The following is a 22455-nucleotide window of genomic DNA, read 5'->3' as shown; positions in this document are numbered from 1 at the left end:
GTCAAAAGATCTGAATCGTACTTTTTGGGAGTTCCATTTGTAATTGGCAATCAGATAAAGACTGGAATAATATGGGGGAATAAGTCATGAAAATTGCAATTTTAACGTCAAAAGCCCGAGTTGATCACTATATGCATAAGTCGATGATACCGGCGGATTGGGAAATGATTGACATCGGTCAACACTACACAGATGACGAGGTCATAGAAAAAGCAAGCGATGCAGAATGCATCTTGGTAGACGCCATTTTGCCTGTTAGCAGAAAAATCATTGAGGCACTGCCGGCATTAAAAATGATTCATTCGGAAGGGGTGGGATACAACCGAATTGATATCGAAGCGGCAAGAGAACGCAATGTGTATGTTTGTAACAATTTTTCGGTCAATGCAGGGGCGGTAGCCGAACAAACTGTTTTATTAATGCTGACAACCCTGCGGCGCTTCAGTGAAGGCGAAATGATGATAAGAAAAGGAAAGCAGATCGAGGCAAAAGGCCAGTTTTGCTTGGAAGGAATACCTGAACTTGAGTTTTGTCATGTTGGGATTATTGGCTTTGGTGCTATCGGAAGAGAAACAGCCAAAAGACTCAAGGGATTTGGCTGCAGAGTCAGCTACAATAATACCAAGCCGGTTGATATTAAAACGGAAGAACAATTAAATGTTACCTATCTGGATTTAGAAGCGATATATAAACAATGTGATATCATCAGTATCCATGTTCCAGTCACCCCAAAAACAATTAACATGTTTAATCGGGATGTTTTTTCTAAGATGAAAAAGACAGCCATACTGATCAATACGGCCAGGGGTGAAATTATAAACCATGACGATTTGAAGGAAGCCATCGTATCAGGACAAATAGCGGGTGCCGGGTTGGATACATTGGCACCGGAACCGGTTTTACTGGATAATCCAATTTTAAATCTCCCTGAAGAATACCAGTATCGCGTTTCGCTCTCTCCCCATATTGCCGGCCTCACAAAGAATGTGTTTGAAACGATTTACAAAAATATTGCGACAAACATGCGACGCGTACAAGACGGAAAACGGCCTGTCTGCATTGTAAATAGTCTTTAAGGTAGAGTTAACAATATGCTAAACGATGTGATAGCTTTCTTATTAGCATCATTAAGAAGACAAAAAGGAATAATGCGATGTATGTTATTCAAAACAGAAATTACTGATAATAAAAAAACTATTATAAATATGTCGAAAAATGTACGATAATAATTATGAACAGCCAATTGACAAATCCAAAGAGTATCAATTTTGGATGATAAAGACTTAAGCAGGTGATAAATATGACAGAGGACACTGCAATAGAAATACTGCCTATGATTCGTGAGGATGATTTCGGTACTCTTGAAATGCAGCATTTGTTATTTGCCATCTCCAAATTCTTTCCGATGATCATCTATGTGAACCTGACGAAGAACTCCTATAAAATGTTAGAATACGGGCGCTATACAACTAAAACATCGCCTATCGGCGGTGTGTTTGATGAGCTCATCGAAAATGGCATAGCCTCCGTCGATCCCCTGCACAAAAAGATATTCTATAATACGTTCTCGCGAGAAAGCTTGATCAAGGCCTACGCCAAAGGGGAAACGAGTGTCGTGTTGGAAGTCCGACAATTGGGTGATGACGGCATCTATCGCTGGGTTAAGGTGACTGTGATTTTCTTAACAAATCAAGAAAATGACGATGTCATCGAGATTACGCTGACACGGCCAATTATACAGGAAAAAGCCCGAGAGTTAGAAAGTATACGGCTGCGCTCGATCTTCGAAATGACCATGTTGGCGCATTACGAATATATTACCCTGGTGGATATTAAGACCGGCTTGTTCGAACAATATGCCGGCAACGGCAGTAATTCACACCGGGTACCTGTGATTGGGGATTACGACAGGTGGATGAAGTTTATTCGCGATACGCTGGTGCCTGCAGCGGAACGCGAAGCGTATTACCAACAGGCTAGATTAGCCAATGTCGTGAACTCTGTCAAGAACAATGGGCGGTATGCTTTCCGGTATAGGATTAATGATACACCGGAGCAGCGTTGGCGAGAGGTCGTCTATCATTATTATGAACCGGAAGAGAAAATCTTACTCACAGTAAGAGATATACACGACGATGTGTTAGCTGAACAAGCGAAACGAATAGAAGAAAAATATTGGCGCAATAAAGAGCGGCAACAGATCCTGACCGGGTTAGGCTTAGATATTATCATTGATCTGGACCTGCTAACATTGGAAGCGGAAATAATGGGCGATGCCAAATCTTTTTTGCAGAGGGATCTTATTTTTGTGAATTTTCCACACGGTGAAGTAAATGCCGGTATGATTCATCCGGAGGATGTGGATACTGTCGTAAAGGCCTTTGACAGTATGTATAATACAAGTGAAATCGATAACAAGACGTTTAGTGTTGATTTTAGATTTAAGCGCGGCAGCGGAGTTGATTTCTGGTGCCGCTGCAAGGCGGTCATACTTCGCGATGAAAGGGGTAAGCCTTACCGCTGTTTATGCAAGTTAATGGATATAGACGATCAAAAGACCCGCGAACAAAAACTGCTCGAAAAGGCCGAAAGAGACTTACTCACCGGATTATATAATAATATTACAACACAAATGCTTTGCGAGGATTTTTTTTCCAACGAAGGGGCAGCTTCCCGTCATGCTTTGATGGTGGTCGATATTGATAATTTTAAGCATGTAAACGATAATTGGGGGCACAAAACCGGGGATAAATTACTCCGGCGAATTGCTGAAACGTTTAATATGACGTTTCGTGTTTCGGATATTATCGGCAGGGTAGGCGGCGACGAGTTTGTCATTGTTCTTAAAAACATTAATTCAATAGAGGAAATTCAGGATCGGGTCAATGCCTTGCAAAAGAATATCATGGAGATTAATTTGGAAGAAGCAGGTGAGCAATACACTGCGTATTGCAGTGTAGGTGTCGGTTTGTTTCCAGAACACGGGAGAACATATACGGAAGTGTTTCATGTCGCAGACGAAGCACTGTACTATATCAAAGAACACGGAAAAAACGGGGTCAAGTTATATGATGAATCAATGTAAAACCGCAGGTATCGCTGATCAATATCGTATTAGCTGTTAGTATGAGAATGGGTGTAAAAAAACAGACAAATGTCTGTTTTTTTACATGTAAAGCAGAAGGCGACCCAGTCAATGAACAAGTGCTGTAAAACCAGCTGCAATTCAATTATGGCATTAATCACGATTCTATGAGAAAATAAATCATCCTAAACCATAAGTCATAGGGAACAAACCGATTACTGCCACAAAACATCTGTTTTCTGTGTGTTAAAGGGGCTTAGTATTTATCTATCTTGAAATAATTGACCTCCTTTATGAAATGCGCCGAAAACCTACAGCGCTTGATTACTATAAACAGTTACCCAAAACGAATTGCAGGATGTGCGGTGAATTAACAAGTATGTCGTTTGCTATTAAGCTTGTCGCCTTGAAAAAGAGTAGTGAAGCATGTTACCCGCTCTTATCTCCATACATAACGGCTGCGTTCAACGTTGTACGTGCATTATTGGATTTCTGATATTGATTTGTGAGGAATCTTCCGTACTACATTATCGAATTTATTCTTGTATTTCATGCTATTCTGAAACAACTGAAGACAGAAAGGGAATGATATCCATGAGTTCTTTATTGGCAGGGAAAAATATTTTAATTATGGGGCTGAGAAATAAGTGGAGTATTGCCTGGGGAATAGCCAAAGCTGCGCGTGACCAGGGCGCTAATCTCATATTTACGTATCTTGGCGAGAGAGAAAAAGACGCTGTGGCCGAGTTAGCGGCGTCTCTTGATTCCAGTGCGATCTATAGCTGTGATGTTACCTCGGATAATGCCATCGATCATTTATTCACAGCATTAAAGCAAAATTATGGTGTTCTGCACGGCGTAGTTCACTCGATTGCCTTTGCCCGGGCAGAAGATATTCAAAATGGCGTCGTCAATACGACGCGGGACGGCTATGCACTGGCAATGGATATCAGTGCCTATTCATTGGCTGCAGTGGCTAAGAGAGCGCAAAGTCTTATGACCCAGGGCGGCAGTATAATTACTCTGACTTACATGGGATCCGAAAAAGTGTTTCCGGGATACAATATCATGGGAGTTGCCAAAGCAGCGTTGGAAACGGAAGTACGTTATTTGGCATCGGATCTGGGTCCGCAGGGAATTCGCGTCAATGCGATATCCGCTGGACCAATCAAGACGCTGTCCGCCAAAGGGGTCAAGGACTTTAGCAGTATCTTGGATACGGCCGATCAAAAAGCGCCGTTAAGAAGAAGAATCGATCATGAAGACATCGGCGGGCCGGCTGTATTCCTCTTAAGTGAGCTTTCGCGCGCGGTTACCGGTGAAATCATGCACGTCGATTGCGGTCTAAATATTATGGGAATATAACTTTTGCAGATGGAGAAACAAGCACAATGGAAAAAGTGGCTTTACTAAAGTGTACAGATTATCAGGTTGATCTGATTGAGCGGAAAATTCGCGAAGGCTTTGAGTTATTGGGCGGAGACTCATTTATTCGAAGCCTCATACCACGTAACAGCAAGGTGCTGCTGAAACCCAACTTTTTGAATGTCAACAGCAAAAACTCTCCGGTAATCACACACCACACCGTTTTTGAGGCCGCGATCAGAGTAATTAAGGATTTTACAGATCAGATCTCTTTTGGTGATTCTCCGGGTCACCAAGATCCACTAAGGGCTGCTGAGAAATCCGGCTTTATGGAAATAGCTCAAAAGTACCATGTCACCTATGCCGATTTTAATGATGCTGTTCATGTCGAACTGGATAAACCCTTGCTTTATAAGTACTGGGATATTGCCCGACCTGCCTACGAAGCTGACGTATTGATAACTCTCCCCAAATTGAAAACACACGCATTGATGTACTATACCGGAGCCGTAAAGAATCAATTTGGTTGTGTGCCTGGGACCCAGAAGGCCCAGTGGCACCTAAAGCAGCCCGATCCGGAATACTTCAGTAGGATTCTGCTGGACATAAACTCGCTGGTAAAAACCAAATTTGCGATTCTTGACGGGATCATTGCCATGGAGGGGAATGGGCCGTTGAACGGAAATCCTAAACAAATGGATACGATTATTATGGGACGATCATTAACAGCTGTGGATTCCACAGCTGTCAGATTGATAGGCTATAAGAATGTATTAGAGGTACCTTTTTTGAAAGTGGCACAGGATACACTTTGGGGGACAGTACTTCCTCCGGATATTGAAATTCTCGGGGAGACAATTTCTACGATGCGGTGCAAGGACTTCAAAGTTTGTCGGAGTTCCGGATTGGTCAACCGGATACTGCCTTCTATGGACAAATTTGTATCCCGAGCAATGGCACCGGATCCTGTTGTTATTCCTGACTTGTGCATAGGGTGCAAGCAATGTGATGTTGTCTGCCCTAAGCAGAACCAGGTTATATCCTTCGGGAAAAAGAAGGAGAAGCTTCTTCCAAAATGGGATTATAACGCGTGTATTCGCTGTTATTGTTGTCAGGAACTCTGCCCCCAAGGCGCTATCGTTATAAAAAATAAACCGATAGGCAAACTGTTCCGGCGTCATTAATCAAACCAACTATCGGCAGTCAATATATTTAATGAGATACACTTCACTATGTTCCACATAGAACAAAAACGTTATTTATGTTTGTTTCTACTCTTTCTCTTTTTGTGGCGGGGTATTATGCTTACAGGGCATATAGTGCCATTTAGCTGAAACATCAATTTTATGTTTATTACACGGATTGGCACAAATCAACCCACTATAATGGCATTTTACGACTGGAGGAGGAACTCTCAGCGGAAGTTCAGCACCGCACCGCGGACAATCCTTTGCTTCAGGGTTAAAGCAATATTTCTGGCAGGACGGGCACTGCCGCGGTCTTTCTTTCGGGGGCTTGCAGTTACCACAGTAAGGGTTACAGGCCCAGCATCCCATTTGAATCACCTCCATTATCTATACCGTATGTATTTGTCTCTTTTGTTAATATTTCAATAATAATCAATGGTTAAAGAAAGGCATCTATTATTCTTATGCAAAAAGCGTGCCTCTTAGCTGCAGACCAAGTAAATTTTGCTCAAGCTTGCTAACAGAGCTATTTCCGTTGATTATTTTAGTTTATGACGTCAAAGCTATTCTTTTTTTGCAATTAATTTGTTTCATATTGAAAACGTTTTGCCGAAATCAAAATCCATTGCTTTTGTAAATTAAGCACAAATATATTTATGTAATTTTTTATGTATATATGTATAATGGTGGAAGAAATACTTATTTTTTTGGGTAATATGTACGATACATAATACAAATATAATATTACGGAGGGCGAAATGACGTTACGGAAGCAGATCCAGATTATTCTATTGGTTTTTACGCTTATTCCGGTATTAGCAGGCAGTCTGATCAGCTATTATCTTGTGAGCAAAGATCTTGCCAAGATCGAACAGGAACAAGTGTTGTTCTCCCAACAAGCCAATGAGAGGACCGTTGATTTCTTAGCCGACAGAATCAGGCAGGGCGTGAACTCTTATGGGTTCTGGGAAGATGCTTATAATGCAGTTCAAAGCAAAGACCTTGCTTGGATCAATGAACAGTTGGTTAGCGTTGCGGCCGAAGATTATAGTTTGAATTTTGTTGCAGTTTGCGATAAATCCGGTAAAGTAATTGATAGCATCGGTACTGAGAAATTCAGCCCCAACGTGCTTAACGATCCGTTGCTGCAAAGGGTAGCTCATGGTCAAGAGAAAATTGTTAATGGTCTTTATCAAGCATCGGGTAAGCTGGCCCTTGTCGCTGTCTGCCAAATATTAAACAATAATGGAGAAGGATCCCCTTCAGGTTATTTGATTTTTGGTCAATATTTAACAGAAGCGCATCTGAAGACAGTTACACAGCTTACGGGCGCTGAAGTAATGATATATCTGCTTGATGGGAAGCCTTCGTTAACAACGAATAAAGATTTAACTGGGATGATTAAGGATATCAATGCCCCGCCAATAGAATTAAACTATAAGAATGCAAACTATTTAACGTCATTCACTGTCCTGAAGGATATCAATGGACAGCCGGTTGCCAAGCAGGGTACTATCATAGCAGCTCAAGCCAGTGCCAAAGCAAAACAAAATATGGTCGTTACCAATATTGTTATTATACTTGTTTGTTTGGTGGTTGCCATCGGCGGCGGTTATATCGTATCAAGGCAGATGGTCAAGCCGTTGGGAACCGTATCCAACCTCTTGAACTATATTGGCGAAGGTGATTTTCAGCATAAGTATGAAGATAAGATCCAAGGCGAGATTGGCGATATGGTCAAAGCCTATAATTTAATGGTTGGAAACTTAAGCGAATTGATCAAAGTTACCAAAGAGAGTGCAGGCCAAGTTACCGGCTCATTGGAGACGGTTTTACAGCATACAGATCAATTATCGAGAACAAGTGAAGATATTCGCGAAGGTATTCAAGAAGTTGCCCTGGCTTCGGAATCAAGCCTGGATAAGACGCGGATTTCGACTAGAGATATTGAAAATATGGCTGTGGGTATAACAGAGATTTCTGCTGCGTCAAGTGATGTTCTTGTCTTAGCTAAAGAAGCTCAAAAGGCGTCTGAGAATGGGCATTATGCGATGCGGGAAATTCAATTCCAGATGGACGTGTTAACCGAGAAAGCACAGAAGACTGGGGTTGCAGTCCAAGCACTGGGTGAAACTTCCCAGAGAATTCGTAATATTATTAATACAATCACAGACATAGCAGAAAGAACCAATTTGTTAGCCCTGAATGCAGCGATAGAATCGGCCAGAGCCGGAGAAAGCGGCAGAGGATTTGCCGTTGTTGCCGATGAAATACGCAAGTTGGCGGAGGGGTCGGCACGCTCTACGCAGGAAATACAGCAGCTTATCCTTGAGATTAACACGAATATTGAAGAAACCATCGATTTGATGCTCGGACAAACGCAGGTCATCCACCAGAGTGCGGCAGAAGTTGAGAAGGCTGGAAGAGTCTTTGATACCATCGAGCAGACGTTTAATACCGTTAAGGTAAAGGTTGAAGGAATCTCGTATCGAACCGTCGAGCTTGTCGGTAAGGGCAATAATGTTGTTAAAGAGGTAGAAGCCGCCGAACGTAACGCCCAGCTGGTTATGGACAGAGCAACAGTTATCAATGATGCTGCAGATATACAAATGTCAACGATGACGGAAACAGTCCAGCATGTCGAAGAGCTAAGTGCGATGGCATCTCGGTTGGAGGAACTTGCCGATAAATTCAGGATAGGATAAAATCATTAGTGGATATATAAACGGATAAGCAGGGTTTACATGAAGATTTTATATTATGACTGTTTCAGTGGAATAAGCGGGGATATGAATCTTGGCGCCTTACTGGACCTCGGCGTGGATAAGGACTATTTATTAGCTGAACTCGCACGTCTGCCTTTGGCAGAGAACTATTCCATCACCATACAATCTGAGCAAAAAATGGGTATTCAAGGGACAAGGGTGGAAATCCTTGTCCCATCCTCATCTGCCAGACATTTAGCGGATATTGAGAGAATTATCTGTGCGAGTACCTTAACGGAGGCAGTAAAGAAGAGGAGCCTGGCTATATTTGATGTTCTGGCTGGGGCAGAAGCGCAGGTACACGGCATAGAAAAAGAAAAGGTTCATTTCCATGAAGTTGGTGCCACAGATGCTATCCTGGATATCGTGGGCGCCGCTGTATGTTTGGAATATCTTCAGGTGGACAAAGTTATGGCTTCCAGTATCGAGCTCGGAGGCGGCTTTGTGCGCTGCGAGCATGGCGTGCTGCCCGTCCCGGCTCCTGCAGTGACAGAGCTTCTGCAAGGAGTACCTGTCAAATATGGGCGCGTTGCTTTTGAGACAACAACACCGACGGGCGCTGCCATCCTAAAGACAATTGTGCAGGAATACACGGATCGCCCGGCTTTTACTGCCAATCGGATAGGCTATGGTATAGGTAAAAGGGATATGGAAATACCGAATGTCTTACGGGTGTATCTTGGTGAGATAGTTGAAGCACAAAGCCAGGAAGGCTCGTTAAACGATGGCTTTGAAACAGAAACACAATGGGTATTAGAAACGAATATCGATGATATGAACCCGGAGTGGTATGAATACATTGAGGAAAAGCTTTTTGCAGCAGGGGCGTTGGATGTATCTAAGACGCCGATGATCATGAAGAAGGGCCGACCGGGGACATTGCTGCGCGTACTGCTAAAAAACAGCGCGATAAGATTGGCTGAAACAATTATTCTAACAGAAACGACGGCTATAGGACTTCGTCGTTACCCTGTCCAAAAGGTCATGTGCAAACGGGAGATACGGCAGTTCCAAACAAAGTATGGTATAATCAAAGTCAAATTCGTGATCTTGGGTGGAAAAGAAATTAAGGCCAAGCCGGAATATGCCGATTGCAAAAAGCTGGCCAGGGAAAATAATGTCCCTCTCATGATGATTTATAAGGAATTAGAAAAGAGCATGCTACTGCAAAACATGGAGTAGAAGATAAACAGAGTGACGTTTGAAAGATATTTTTTGAAGGAGTTTAGACGATCAATGACACCTAATGATTCACAAAAGAAGCAAGAAGGAAAAACAAGTCGCAGAAAGATTTTGTGGCAGCTTTTTCGACCGCATACATTAACAGCGTCGTTTATTCCGGTCATGGTCGGATCTGTTCTGGCTTGGAAAGAGAGCCGCCATATTCATTGGGGCTTGTTTGCTGCGATGATGCTGGCAACCATTCTGATCCAAGCGGCGACAAATATGTTCAACGAATATTATGATTTTGTCCGTGGTCTGGATACAGCCGAGTCGATCGGTATAGCCGGTGCAATCACCCGTGATGGCGTTAAGGCCCGGACGGTATTGAACCTTGCGCTGCTTAGTCTGCTGATTGCGGCATTACTGGGTATCTATATCTGTAGCACAACAAGTTGGTGGTTGGCATGGATTGGATTAGGCTGTATGGTTGTTGGCTATTTATATACCGGAGGACCCATACCCATCGCCTATACGCCATTTGGCGAATTGCTGGCAGGTCTTTTTTTAGGATCGGGAGTCATTATGATTGCCTATTTCGTCCAAACCGGAGATGTTAGTCGGGAGGTCTTTCTGATATCGATCCCTAACTTCGTACTGATTGGAGCAATTCTGATGGCGAACAATATCCGGGACCGTGAAGGAGACAAGCTCAATGGGCGGCATACACTGGCTATACTTTTAGGACATCGCGGCGCGGTACTGTTTATGACCGGTATGTTTATTTTTGCATATTTGTGGCTTGTTATGCTGGTGTTGATGGGTGTACTGCACCCTTGGACACTCCTTGTTGTATTAAGTATTCCCCAGGCTGTAAAAGCTCTGGCGGGGTTTGTTAATAAGAAATCCCCGGCAGAAATGATGCCAGGGATGGTAAATGTTGGTAAGTTGAATACGCTCTTTGGGATGCTGCTTATCCTCTGCCTGATTGTAGAAGGTATTTTTCGACTTTAGCCCGGAAAGACAAATCTAATTCGGCCTCGATATTGGCGGCGTTTTCGGTATAGGAAAGCGAGCGAATTTTACTATTGGCATGCAGCCAGGCGATCAATGCCCCCTCAGACAGGGGTACTTCAAGGTTGACCTGAATCCTGCCGCTGCTAAGCATATTCGCAATCGTATCTTTAAGTTCTTCGAGACCGGATTTCTGTAAAGCGGATATTTCGACAACAGGCCGTTTCTCCCGCCAAAGACTGATAGGGTCTTCATTGGTGATACGGTCGCTTTTATTCAAGATAATGAGAGCAGGCTTCAATCCGGCCCCCAGTTCAGTCAAGATCTCATCGACGATACGAATATGGTCTTCCGCCTGCGGATCAGACGCATCGGTTACTATTAGGATGAGATCAGATAATAATACTTCTTCCAATGTAGACTTGAAAGCATCAAGTAGATGGTGAGGCAGTTTACGGATAAAGCCCACCGTATCTGATATAAGCACCGTGATGCCGTTATTCAAGTGGAGCTTTCTTGTTGTCGGATCAAGTGTCGCAAACAGCTTATCTTCGGCTAGGACATCGGTACCGCATAAAGCATTAAGCAACGTGGACTTACCTGCATTTGTATAGCCGACGAGAGAGATAACAGGCAGGTTATTTTTTTGGCGGCTTTCGCGAAGGATGCCGCGTTGTTTTCGTATTTCGGTCAATTGGGCTTTTAAATGGATTATCCGGGATCGTATATGGCGCCGGTCTGTTTCTAATTTGGTTTCTCCCGGTCCGCGTGTCCCAATGCCGCCCCCCAACCGGGAAAGTAGCAGTCCGGTACCTGTCAAACGGGGAAGCTGATATTCCAATTGGGCTAATTCGACTTGCAAGATACCTTCTTTGGAGCGCGCGCGTTGAGCAAAGATATCCAGGATCAAGCTCGTGCGGGATAAAACTTTAAGGCCAAGCTTTTCTTCAAGAGTGCGTTGTTGGGTGCCACTGAGCTCTTCATCAAAGATAACCATATCTGCTTTCGTGGTTTGGGCCAGAAGACGAAGTTCCTCCAGCTTTCCTTGACCAATGATGGTTGCAGTATCACGGGATTCTCTCTTTTGCATAAGAGAGCCGACCACGATGGCGCCGGCTGTTTTAGCCAGCTCTTTCAGTTCGGCTAATGAAACTTCCGCTTCACTGACACCATAGAGATCCCGAGTATATCGTGTTTGAAGGCCGACCAAAACGGCGCGTTCTTGTTCCGTATGTTCGGTATGTTGGGTACGCAGGATTTTTTCCGTATCTCGCATATGTTCGATCATAAATGCAAAGTCATTTTTAGCAGCAGTGTATGGTCCGTAAATACGGACACCTTCGGAGGCTTCGGGCGAAAGGATTCCCACAAATATATCTGTAGCCTGATTCTCCCGTATACCGACTGCGATCATCATATCGAGAGATAAGAGCTCAAGGGAACTGATATCAACAGAAGAAAGCATCCCACCGCCTTTAGGATGAGTATGAATACAGCGTATGCCTGTGAGATGACCGGGGCTGCGTTTACTCTGAACAGCAGCGAGTTTCACGGTTTGGTGATCGCCGATGCTAACGTCGATGATCCGTCCGTTACGATCCAGATACAGTGCAATCTCACGGTTAATCTCTGCAGATATGGCTGTAAGTTCGACTATGAGCTCTTCAGTCCAGAGGCAGTCCTTTGGTATCCGCAAAGAATAGAAGTTATTCAGTTTTTCCAGGATCGTGTGGCGAATACCCTCTGTTTCCCCATTAATCTTCATCATGAATACTCCTTTAAAAGAAAAGCTAATGTCGTATTAATGAACGATAAAATAAATTATAACATAGGGAAGCAATATAAAAAAAATGGGTGCATCCCTTCTTACCTTGAAGGCATAAAATGAGTCTGTTTATTTTGCGCAAAAAGAAAAAGGCATACTTTGCCTTTTGATTGAATTACGGTTATTATGAATTTAGCATCCTATTCATTTACGCTAAAACAACCGGCGAATCGTTCCGTTCTATCGTAAAACGCCTGATCACTTCTAACAGCGTATTAATTTTAAACGGTTTTGTTACAAGGCCTTTGTAGTTGGCTGTCTCGGGTAGATCCTTTTCTTCAATTCGAGATCCGCTCATCATAACCACGGGAATGTCTTTCGTTTCGCTTAATGAGGATATTTTCTCAATAAATTCGCGTCCATTAAGTACAGGCATCGAATAATCTGTAATAATCATGTCGGGTTTTAGGTTCGGACTGCTTGATAGAAGATTAATCGCGTCATATCCGTTTGACGCGGTAACGGGAATGTAACCATGGCTTATTAGCAGCGTACAAAGAAGATTGGCTACCCCTGGGTCGTCATCGACAACCATGACAACAGGTTTCAACTGTCTTTCCTCCTTAAAAAATATTTTCTTATTTTGTAACCTTAATAAGTATACAATACTCTAAGGAAGAAAAATGTTGATGTCTGTCAAAGAATAAAAAAAATATTTTAATGACAGTTATTAAAAAAGCTAAAATTATCAAGGACTTTGGAATTTGTTAATTATTTTGGTTAGGAAAATAAACAAGATTATAGTTGAAAAAAAGGTAAAAAAATACACAGGAATATATAAGAGTATCCATGGCTATACAACAATGAGATAACATAAAAAGACCATAAAGCATAGTGAAGCGTTAAAATAGCTATTTTGACATAGCATGGCAACGCCAAGACAATCAAAACAGTAGGAGTGATTATGAATGGCACGGATAGAACTGATTGCTGCGACTGCGTTCGGTTTAGAATCCATCGTCGCAGATGAATTACGGAAACTAGGCTATGAAAATATGGAGGTTCAAAATGGTAAGGTAATCTTTACCGCAAATGAAGAGGGGATATGCAGGGCGAATCTCTGGCTGCGCTGTGCAGATCGTATCGGTATCAAAGTAGGTGAATTTGAGGCCCGAACCTTTGAGGAACTTTTCCAGCAAACCAAAGCACTGCCTTGGGAGGAATGGCTCCCGGTGGATGCAGAATTCCCGGTGACGGGCAAATCCGTGAAGTCCCAGTTATTTAGTGTATCGGATTGTCAGGCTATTGTTAAAAAGGCCATTGTAGAGAAACTGAAGGATACATACGGCATAAGTTGGTTTGAAGAAACGGGGCCGCGCTACGCCGTCCAGGTATCGATCCTGAAGAATAGAGTGACATTAACGATCGACACCACCGGCAAAGGTCTCAATAAACGGGGCTATAGGGCGCTAGCCGGTGAAGCTCCTTTAAAGGAAACACTCGCTGCGGGGATGGTTTATCTAAGTTATTGGAAACCGGATCGGGTACTTATAGATCCTTTCTGTGGCACTGGGACTATCCCAATCGAAGCTGCCTATATTGGACAAAATCGGGCGCCGGGATTGACTAGGACCTTTGCGGCTGAACAATGGCCGAATATTGACGAAAAATATTGGACTAAAGCCAGAAAAGAAGCCGAAGATCTTTGGCAAAGGGATCTGCCCCTGATGATTTACGGATCAGATATTGATCCTAAGGCATTAAGGCTGGCAAGGGAGCATACGCGTGAAGCCGGTTTAGAAGGAAAAATATATTTTCAAAAATTGCCAGTTAAAGAAGTACGTTCCCGTTTTCATTATGGCTATTTGATCACGAATCCGCCTTACGGGGAACGATTGGGGAATACTGCCGAAGCGGAGGTATTATATAGGGAACTCGGCGATGTATTCTCCGAACTTACGGATTGGTCCTTGCACCTGCTGACGGCACTGCCAAAACCGGAAATATTTATTATGAAAAAATGGGACAAAAGCCGAAAGTTATACAATGGAAGGATACAATGTCATTACTATCAATTTTTTGGGCCGAGGCCTCCTAAAAAACAAAATACTGACGAGATATAGCATAATTTTAAAAAATGGTTAAAATAGAATTAATATGCAGATTATCAAACAGTGAGAAGGAAAAATAACGATGGTAAATTCGAATGATAAGCTTGAAAATATGGATCCGCTCTATGATGCAAAGATTCAATGCATTCTATGCGAAGAGGTGTTTACAAGCAAAAAAGTTCGTTCGCGGTTTATTAAACCACACCGGGTGGACAGTGATTTTGGCCAGATTTTTGACATGAATAAACCGAATCCATTATTCTATTATGTAACGGTTTGTCCACGCTGCGGTTTTACTTTTTCGGATGACTTCGGTAAAAGTATGCCGCAAGTTTTCAGAGATAGAACGCAAGAAAAAATGGCTGATAAAATGGACCGTAGCATTAATTACTGCGAACCGCGCGATCATAATTTGGCTGTTCGAACATTCAAGCTGGCTATTTATTTTGCACAGCTTATCAACGAAAAACATTTTGTTCTGGCAAGACTCTGTCACCGCTTGGCGTGGATTTACCGCGGCATGGGGAATATGGAAGAAGAAATGCGTTTTTTGAATCTGGCCTGTGAAGAATATGAGAAGTCCTATATCTATACCGATTTTAATCCGGAGGTGATGCCGGAAATCCTGATTTTATACTGTATCGGCGAGCTGGATCGCCGGCTGGGTAAGTATAACGAAGCCTTAAAGTATTTTTCTACAGTATGCGACCATCCGGATAGAAGCCGGTATGTTAAGTATGTCAATATGGCCCGAAGACAGTGGGCGGAAGCAGTGGAGAATTATCGCGAACAAAATAAATAAGCCTTTTGAGAGGTCATTATGAGAAAATTAACGGTTAAAGATATTATGGGTTCAGGGGAATCACTCATCGGACAGGATATTCAAATCAATGGTTGGATCCGGACGGTGCGATCATCCAAAGAATTTGGTTTCATTGAATTCAATGACGGCAGTTTTTTTCGTAATCTGCAAATCGTTTATGATAATACGTTAGCTAATTTCTCTGATGTCAGTAAACTTGGCGTTGGTTCCGCCTTGCTTATTAAGGGCAGGATTACAGCATCGCCGGGAGCCAATCAAGCGATTGAAATTAAAGCAGAAAAGGTCACGATCGAAAACGCCTGTCCATCGGACTACCCATTGCAAAAGAAGCGACATAGTATGGAATTTCTGCGGTCAATTGCACACCTCCGCCCGCGGACCAATACGTTCTCCGCTGTTTTTCGCCTGCGTTCGGTTATTTCCTATGCTGTGCACCAATTCTTTCAGGACAAGGGCTTTGTCTACGTTCATACGCCAATTATTACCGGCAGTGACGCTGAGGGCGCGGGGGAAATGTTTCGGGTTTCAACGCTTAAACTGGATAAACTGCCAATTAACGAGCAAGGGGCAGTCGATTTTCGGGAAGATTTTTTTGGACGGGAAACGAACCTGACAGTAAGCGGACAGTTGAATGCTGAGAGTTACTGTTTAGCTTTTAAAGATGTGTACACATTCGGCCCGACATTCCGGGCAGAGAATTCCAATACAGCCAGGCATGCGGCTGAATTTTGGATGATTGAGCCGGAAATTGCCTTTGCAGACCTTTCGGATGTGCAGGCTCTAGCTGAAGAGATGATCAAATATCTCATTCGGTATGCCTTGGAACATTGTCCGGATGAGATGGCATTTTTTCAAAAATTTATCGACAATACGCTTTTGGATCGCTTAAATAATGTCCTAGAGTCGGAATTCGGGGAGCTGACGTATACCGCTGCGGTGGATATATTGAAGAAAGCGGATATTGAATTTGCATATCCGGTTGATTGGGGTCTGGATTTGCAAACCGAACATGAACGCTTCCTTACCGAGAAGGTATTCGGTAAGCCTGTATTTATTACGGATTATCCCAGGGATATCAAAGCGTTTTATATGCGGCAGAATGATGACCAGAAAACAGTAGCCGCTATGGACCTTTTGGTTCCCGGTGTCGGCGAGATCATTGGCGGCAGCCAAAGGGAAGAGCGTCATGACCTCCTAGTCAGACGGATCGTCGAGCTGGGAATGAATAGTGAAAATTATGGATGGTATCTCGAATTAAGAAAGTATGGCGGTGTCCGTCATGCCGGCTTTGGTCTTGGTTTTGAACGCTTGATAATGTATTTGAGTGGAATTGCTAATATTCGTGATGTGATTCCATTTCCGCGCACTGTAAAATCGGCTGAATTTTAAAAAATGTTTGGCTAAAAATATCCGAAAAACCAAATTAATGATATAATTCGATGATGGTGAAAATTATTATTTAATGTTTTTATATTCAAGGAGGATAGCCCCAATGCCTAATAAAGAAATGTTACTTATCCCAGGACCTACACCCGTTGTCGATGAGATTTATGAAGCCCTTGCCCGTGAAACGATGTCCCATACCGATATGCGTTTTGCCGGGATATTCAGTGAAGCTCTCGCGCAGACGAAGAAAATGTTTAATACTGACGGTGAAGTGTTTGTCATAGCCGGTTCAGGAACATTAGCAATGGAAATGGCATTAGCCAACACCGTTGCTCGCGGCGAGAAATTATTGATCGTGAGCCACGGATATTTTGGTGACAGGTTCATTGGTGTTGCCAAAGCACTGGGGATCGAGGCTGAAGTACTTACGGCAGAGTGGGGTAAACAAATTGAACCCGCCCAGATTGAAGAAAAACTTCAGCAGGGAGGCTTTAAGGCTGTTACAGTGACGCATGCGGATACGTCTACTGGTGTTGCAGCAAATTTGGATAAAGTAGTACCTGCTGTCAAAAAGTATGGCGCCTTGTTTATTTTAGACGGAGTCTGTGCTTCCGCCGGTTTGGAAGAAGACATGGGGAAAGAATACGGTGCTCCGGATTATAAAATCGATGTTGTCTTGACGGCATCCCAGAAAGCCATCGGTGTACCTCCGGGATTGGCAATTGTGGTATTGAGCCCGAAAGCCCTGGCTGCAAGAGAAGCAATGGATGTCTGCAATAGCTATTATATGGATATTAACAACTGGAGTCCTATTATGAAGGAGCCCCAGAAATATTTCGCGACTCATCCCATTAATATGATTTATGGCTATGCCGAAGCCATGAAAATCATTGCAACAGAAGGGACAGCTGCGCGTTATCGTCGACATATCGCTATTGGTAAGGGTATCCGCGCTGCTATCCGATCCATGGGTATGGAGATTTTCGCGGCAGAAGATGTAGCGGCTCCAACACTGAGCTGCATCCTCTATCCTGAAGGGATCAATGATGTGGAATTCAGATCGACCTTGGCGAAAAAAGGTCTTATCGTTGCCGGATTACTGGCCGCACTTGCCGGAAAAGGCTTCAGACTAGGACACATGGGCAATACAACCAACGATATTTTTTGTAAAGCGCTGCAGATCATTGCTGAAACGCTGACGGAAATGGGCTTCACGGTTGACGGTGCGAAAGCCTGTAATGTCTTTCATGACGTATTTGCTGCCAACACCAAGTAAGCAGCAAAATACGGGTTTTAATTAGAATACTCTGTGCTAGTAAATTATTATGGCGTTCCCCTTGGGGCCGATGATTTAATCGCTGAAGCATTTACAGGAGGCTGTACTTGATTAATTAAGACAGCCTCCTTTTACTTTGGCATTTTTTGGGTTGTAATAATTTGGCGAATACGATCTTGCTTTTATTTAGGATAAACATAGGATATACAAGCCAAAATAAGAAAAAACAGTACCATTCCTGAGAGAGTGACTCATGATGGCAGACAAAATACACAGTGAGGTGAAAGTATGTTATACGATCCCGATGCAAGACGAAGCAAAAGAATTGCATTGATTATTTCAGTGAGCCTAATTCTATGTTTATTATTTTCCGTGGCCAGTCAAGCAGCGCTTGGTGACCGAGCCCTTTCTAAGGGATCGAGGGGGTCAGAGGTGCGGGATTTACAAAAAAAATTAACGCAAATCGGTTATCAAGTCGGAAAAGTTGACGGTATTTACGGTAAAACGACACAGGCCGCTATCAAACGGTTTCAGCGAGAACATGGGCTAAAAGCAGACGGTATTGCTGGACAGAGAACCATAAAAGAATTAAAAAGACTGACCGGTGAGAGTACCACTGCTTCCGGTAAAAAAGTTGGTTACAAAAGTTCGGATGTTCAGCTCTTGGCACGATGTATTCACTCTGAAGGCCGAGGTGAGCCCTATATCGGACAAGTTGCCATCGGTGCCTGTGTTATGAATCGGGTCAAGAGTTCCAAGTTTCCGAATACCATTGCCGGTGTTGTTTATCAGCCGAAAGCTTTCTCTGCAGTCGATGACGGTCAGATCAATCTAGCACCGGATGAAACAGCTGTTAAGGCGGCCAGAGAAGCCATGAGCGGCTGGGATCCGACGGGAGGAGCAATCTATTACTTTAACCCGGCTAAGACGTCAAATAAGTTTATTTGGTCCAGACCGCAAATCAAAAAAATCGGTAGCCATATATTCACTCGTTAGGGGGATAACGCATGCATGAGGATACAAAGAAAAGAATCCTTTCTTGGCTGGCAGTGACATTAGGCCTAGCCTTGGTGCTTTCACTTGGGTGGGGATATTATGAATTTCGGACGATCAATGAGTATAAAACAGAAGCCCAAAACCAATATTCGAGAGCCTTTACCGACTTGACAACATCTTTGAATGAACTAGAAACAAGTATGTCTAAGGCAAAAGTAGCGGGCAGCACAGCCCAAAAAGTGCTGTACCTTGGGGAATCCTGGAAGGGAAGCGAAACTGCTGTAAGTCGTCTGGGTCAGCTCCCGGCAGATGAGGTAGGGATTAGTTATATAGGCACCTTTATTAACCAAATCAGCGACTTCAGCAAAGAAATGACCCGGAGAGCAGCCGGTGCCGGAGAAATGAGCGCAGAAGAACAAAAAACGTTTAATGATATGCATGAGCGTGTCATCGAGATTAATCGCGCTGTTCAACAAATCTACAATCAGTTCAATGCCGAAAATCTGGCGTGGGTGGATAAACAACCTGGTATTCTGCAGAGGATGGGTATTGGCAAAACAACGCAGACGTCAGCCCAGGGCGATGAAGGGGAACAGAGTCAAAAGAGCGAACAAGCGGACAGTTCTCAACAGTCAGCGACTTCGGTCCGGGGTGGCTTGAAACAGTTGGAGGTCGCGCTTCAAAAGTATCCGCCGTTTACTTATCAAGGTGAATTGGATAAGCACTTCGTGGAAAAGCCTCTTGGACTGCCTGATAAGGTTGTTAATGAAAGTCAGGCGATTACATCTGCTCGGGATTTTCTTCGGGATATCGGTTTTAGCAACCCTGCACCGAAAGTAACCAACCTCAGTGAAAATCCATTAGGCGGGTATGATCTAACCGATGGCAGTGCGTATTTGGAAGTGAGTAAAAAGGGCGGTGTCGTTACTTTTTTCAGGGACCAAAGAGAAATTAACGATCGACGCCTGGATGTTGGAAAAGCCATCGACCATGCGTACAATACACTGGATAAAATGGGTTGGAATCTGACGGTGATATCCACGCAGGACTTTGGATCCTATATCCAGGTAGATGTAGTTCCCAAGGACGAGGGAGTTCTGCTGTATCCCGATAAAATAAGATTAACCGTCGCAACGGACAACGGCCAAATTGTTGGCTTCGATGCCAATCCGTACTACGCCTATCATCACCAACGGGATCTCGTTGCCAAATTGACTCTAGCCCAAGCCAAGGCGAAACTAAGAACAGAATTTAAGGTGATCGAGAGCAGAAAAACGGTTATCGCCAAGCTGGGTACGAGAGAAGAGTTTTGTTATGAATTCAGAGGAACCGCCTTTGGCGAAGAGTATATGGTATACATCAATGCAGTCACAGGCACTGAAGAAAAAATTAGTCGGATTATCGATATGCCGACAGGGAAGCTGATCCAATAAGAGGATAAGCCCGCTAGTGTACTGTCTCGCTGGCAATTTGGTTTAATTTGACTTGAAAAAATGATTGTTTACAATATAATTGGAGAATAGTTAAATTCAAAGCAGAAAAGTGGAAATTGCTCTTTTCTGCTTTGAGTTTTTAAGTGCTGGTATTTTCGTGTAAAATGTATTAAAATTTATTATTGGTAGTTATTTTACTGGCTAATGGAAGTTTTTTGTAACATACAGATATTTTACTGTTATATCAGGCAATAATATCTTGAAATGCCGTTAAATCTAAAAAATCCAGTGATACGATCCAAATAAAGGAGGAGCCCCCGGTTTGAGTGTCTATGAAATAATTAAAGAAACTATCTGTAAAAATCTTGAGCAAGCAGCACACCAAGCACTTCTCAAAGGAGAACTGAGCTTTGGTGAACTTCCTGCTTACGTGCTTGAGGAACCTCGGGAACGTGAACACGGGGATCTGGCAACGAATCTGGCTATGCTTCTATCCAAGCAGGCCAAGCGAGCTCCACGTGATATTGCCGCAGTCATTATTGCTAATCTGGATACGGCGGATACGTGGATCACCACCTGTGAAATTGCCGGACCCGGATTTATTAATTTTCGCCTGGATCCAAATTGGCTGACTTCCGTGATACCAGAAGTACTTAAGCAGGGTGATACCTATGGGGCTGTCAATATTGGGCAAGGGGAAAAGATACAGGTTGAGTTTGTCAGTGCCAATCCGACAGGATTGCTGCATATGGGTAACGCCAGAGGCGCAGCACTGGGGGACAGTCTCGCGTCGCTTTTGACAATGGCGGGCTATCATGTAAGCCGTGAGTTTTATATCAACGATGCCGGCAATCAGATCCATAACTTTGCCCTTTCCTTGGAAGCGCGTTATCTCCAACTCCTTGGCCATGATGTTCCTTTCCCGGAAGCAGGCTATCATGGCGAGGACCTGGTCGATACGGTCCGTCATATCATCGATCATGTCGGTGATCAATACGTCCAGGCTGACGAAGAGTCACGCCGGGAATTTTTGGTTAGCTATGCGCTGCAAGAAAAGATTGCGGATATCAAGAAAACCTTAGAAACATTTGGCGTTTTTTATGATGTTTGGTTCAGTGAACAGTCTTTGCATGAGTCCGGTTATATCCGTGAAACGATGCAACAATTAGAGGACAAAGAGTATATCTATGAAAAAGAGGGTGCCCTTTGGCTGAAAGCGAGTTTACTGGGTGATGAAAAGGATGAAGTTATCGTCCGCAGTAACGGTGTGCCGACCTATTTTGCGGCGGATATTGCCTACCACCGCAATAAATATGAACGGGGCTTCAATAAAGTTATTAATATCTGGGGAGCTGACCATCACGGTCATGTTGCCCGGATGAAGGGTGCCATGCAGGCCCTTGGTTACAGCCCGGATTCCCTTCAGATTATATTGATGCAACTGGTCAGACTCATACAGGACGGCGAAATTGTGAAGATGTCAAAACGATCGGGGCAATATATTACCTTGAGAGAATTGGTCGACGAAGTCGGTAAAGATGCGGCCAGATTCTTCTTTATTATGCGCGATCCGGATTCAACCGTTGAATTTGATCTGGATTTGGCTAAATCCCAGTCTGCCGATAATCCGGTGTATTATGTGCAATATGCGCATGCGCGGTTATGCAGTATTTTAAGACAAGCGGAAGAGCAGGGCTTTAGATGGAAGGGTATTCCTGAAAGAGAAAACTTGCTGCTTCTCGATTCCAGGGAAGAAAGAGATTTATTGAAAAAAATTGCCGATCTCCCTGGGGAAATCGCTTTGGCGGCCAAGATGTTCGAGCCTCATCGTCTGGCCAGGTATGTCTTGGATCTCGCGGCTTTATTTCATACGTTTTATAACAGCCAGCGTGTTTTGGTCGATGAAGAGGCTCTGCGGACAGCGCGTCTGGGCTTAATTCATTCCACACGGCAGGTTTTAGCCAATGTTCTGGGTATCCTGGGTGTATCCGCACCCGAAAGGATGTAGGGTAAGAGCCTTATTGTTTTGTTTTGTAATCAATGATTTAAAGAGGAATTCAATATGTGGTACATAGCAGGTGTATCACT

General features: G+C 43.5%; 17 protein-coding genes. 15 read left to right on the top strand and 2 right to left on the bottom strand.

Annotated elements, in window-relative coordinates:
- Positions 1-86 precede the first annotated feature (86 nt).
- The 8 genes from LPY66_RS20665 to LPY66_RS20630 all read left to right on the top strand — a co-directional run bounded on the left by LPY66_RS20665 (position 87) and on the right by LPY66_RS20630 (position 10577).
- Positions 87-1076 (top strand): 2-hydroxyacid dehydrogenase, encoded by a 990-nt coding sequence (locus tag LPY66_RS20665; protein WP_337986119.1) that lies wholly within the window; start codon positions 87-89, stop codon positions 1074-1076.
- A 224-nt stretch (positions 1077-1300) separates the two neighbouring features.
- Positions 1301-3085, top strand: coding sequence for a sensor domain-containing diguanylate cyclase (locus LPY66_RS20660; protein ID WP_337986118.1), 1785 nt, complete (start codon positions 1301-1303; stop codon positions 3083-3085).
- Between the two features lie 298 nt (positions 3086-3383).
- Positions 3384-3581, top strand: a complete 198-nt coding sequence (locus LPY66_RS20655) for a (Fe-S)-binding protein (RefSeq protein WP_337986117.1) — start codon at positions 3384-3386, stop codon at positions 3579-3581.
- A gap of 98 nt (positions 3582-3679) precedes the next feature.
- The gene (locus LPY66_RS20650; RefSeq protein WP_337986116.1) at positions 3680-4450 is read left to right on the top strand and encodes an enoyl-ACP reductase FabI; all 771 of its coding nucleotides are present in this window, start codon (positions 3680-3682) and stop codon (positions 4448-4450) included.
- A 26-nt stretch (positions 4451-4476) separates the two neighbouring features.
- Positions 4477-5634, top strand: coding sequence for a DUF362 domain-containing protein (locus LPY66_RS20645; protein ID WP_337986115.1), 1158 nt, complete (start codon positions 4477-4479; stop codon positions 5632-5634).
- A 761-nt stretch (positions 5635-6395) separates the two neighbouring features.
- On the top strand, positions 6396-8342 hold the full coding sequence (locus tag LPY66_RS20640) for a methyl-accepting chemotaxis protein (RefSeq protein ID WP_337986114.1): 1947 nt from the start codon (positions 6396-6398) through the stop codon (positions 8340-8342).
- Positions 8343-8381: 39 nt separating this feature from the next.
- Complete coding sequence (larC, locus tag LPY66_RS20635; RefSeq protein WP_337986113.1) at positions 8382-9584, top strand: nickel pincer cofactor biosynthesis protein LarC; 1203 nt, start codon at positions 8382-8384, stop codon at positions 9582-9584.
- A gap of 54 nt (positions 9585-9638) precedes the next feature.
- Positions 9639-10577, top strand: a complete 939-nt coding sequence (locus tag LPY66_RS20630; RefSeq protein WP_337986112.1) for a 1,4-dihydroxy-2-naphthoate polyprenyltransferase — start codon at positions 9639-9641, stop codon at positions 10575-10577.
- On the opposite strand, the gene hflX is transcribed toward LPY66_RS20630, so the two are convergent.
- Together hflX and LPY66_RS20620 are read right to left on the bottom strand one after the other, a co-directional pair.
- Positions 10537-12345 carry a GTPase HflX gene (gene hflX / locus LPY66_RS20625; RefSeq protein ID WP_337986111.1) on the bottom strand — a complete coding sequence of 603 codons (1809 nt, stop codon included), beginning with the start codon at positions 12343-12345 and terminating at the stop codon, positions 10537-10539. The two genes, LPY66_RS20630 and hflX, sit on opposite strands and share 41 nt — an antisense overlap.
- 205 nt (positions 12346-12550) lie before the next feature.
- A complete protein-coding gene (locus tag LPY66_RS20620) occupies positions 12551-12952 on the bottom strand; it encodes a response regulator (RefSeq protein ID WP_337986110.1) in 402 nt (133 codons plus the stop codon).
- Between the two features lie 358 nt (positions 12953-13310).
- Between LPY66_RS20620 and LPY66_RS20615 the strand changes: the two genes are divergently transcribed.
- The 7 genes from LPY66_RS20615 (at position 13311) to argS (ending at position 22375) form a co-directional block, all read left to right on the top strand.
- Positions 13311-14465: a THUMP domain-containing class I SAM-dependent RNA methyltransferase gene (locus tag LPY66_RS20615; RefSeq protein ID WP_337986109.1), complete on the top strand. Its 1155-nt coding sequence runs from the start codon at positions 13311-13313 to the stop codon at positions 14463-14465.
- A 70-nt stretch (positions 14466-14535) separates the two neighbouring features.
- Complete coding sequence (locus LPY66_RS20610) at positions 14536-15255, top strand: DUF2225 domain-containing protein (RefSeq protein WP_337986108.1); 720 nt, start codon at positions 14536-14538, stop codon at positions 15253-15255.
- An 18-nt stretch (positions 15256-15273) separates the two neighbouring features.
- Positions 15274-16665, top strand: a complete 1392-nt coding sequence (asnS, locus tag LPY66_RS20605) for an asparagine--tRNA ligase (RefSeq protein WP_337986107.1) — start codon at positions 15274-15276, stop codon at positions 16663-16665.
- A 103-nt stretch (positions 16666-16768) separates the two neighbouring features.
- Positions 16769-17938 carry a pyridoxal-phosphate-dependent aminotransferase family protein gene (locus LPY66_RS20600; protein WP_337986106.1) on the top strand — a complete coding sequence of 390 codons (1170 nt, stop codon included), beginning with the start codon at positions 16769-16771 and terminating at the stop codon, positions 17936-17938.
- Between the two features lie 288 nt (positions 17939-18226).
- A complete protein-coding gene (gene sleB / locus LPY66_RS20595) occupies positions 18227-18934 on the top strand; it encodes a spore cortex-lytic enzyme (RefSeq protein ID WP_337986105.1) in 708 nt (235 codons plus the stop codon).
- An 11-nt stretch (positions 18935-18945) separates the two neighbouring features.
- Positions 18946-20367, top strand: coding sequence for a PepSY1/2 domain-containing protein (locus LPY66_RS20590; protein ID WP_337986104.1), 1422 nt, complete (start codon positions 18946-18948; stop codon positions 20365-20367).
- A gap of 322 nt (positions 20368-20689) precedes the next feature.
- Positions 20690-22375 carry an arginine--tRNA ligase gene (argS, locus tag LPY66_RS20585; RefSeq protein ID WP_337986103.1) on the top strand — a complete coding sequence of 562 codons (1686 nt, stop codon included), beginning with the start codon at positions 20690-20692 and terminating at the stop codon, positions 22373-22375.
- Positions 22376-22455 lie beyond the last annotated feature (80 nt).

The sequence above is a fragment of the Dehalobacter sp. DCM genome (assembly GCF_024972775.1).
Taxonomy (GTDB): Bacteria; Bacillota; Desulfitobacteriia; order Desulfitobacteriales; family Syntrophobotulaceae; genus Dehalobacter.
This window is presented reverse-complemented; position numbering and strand designations above follow the sequence as displayed.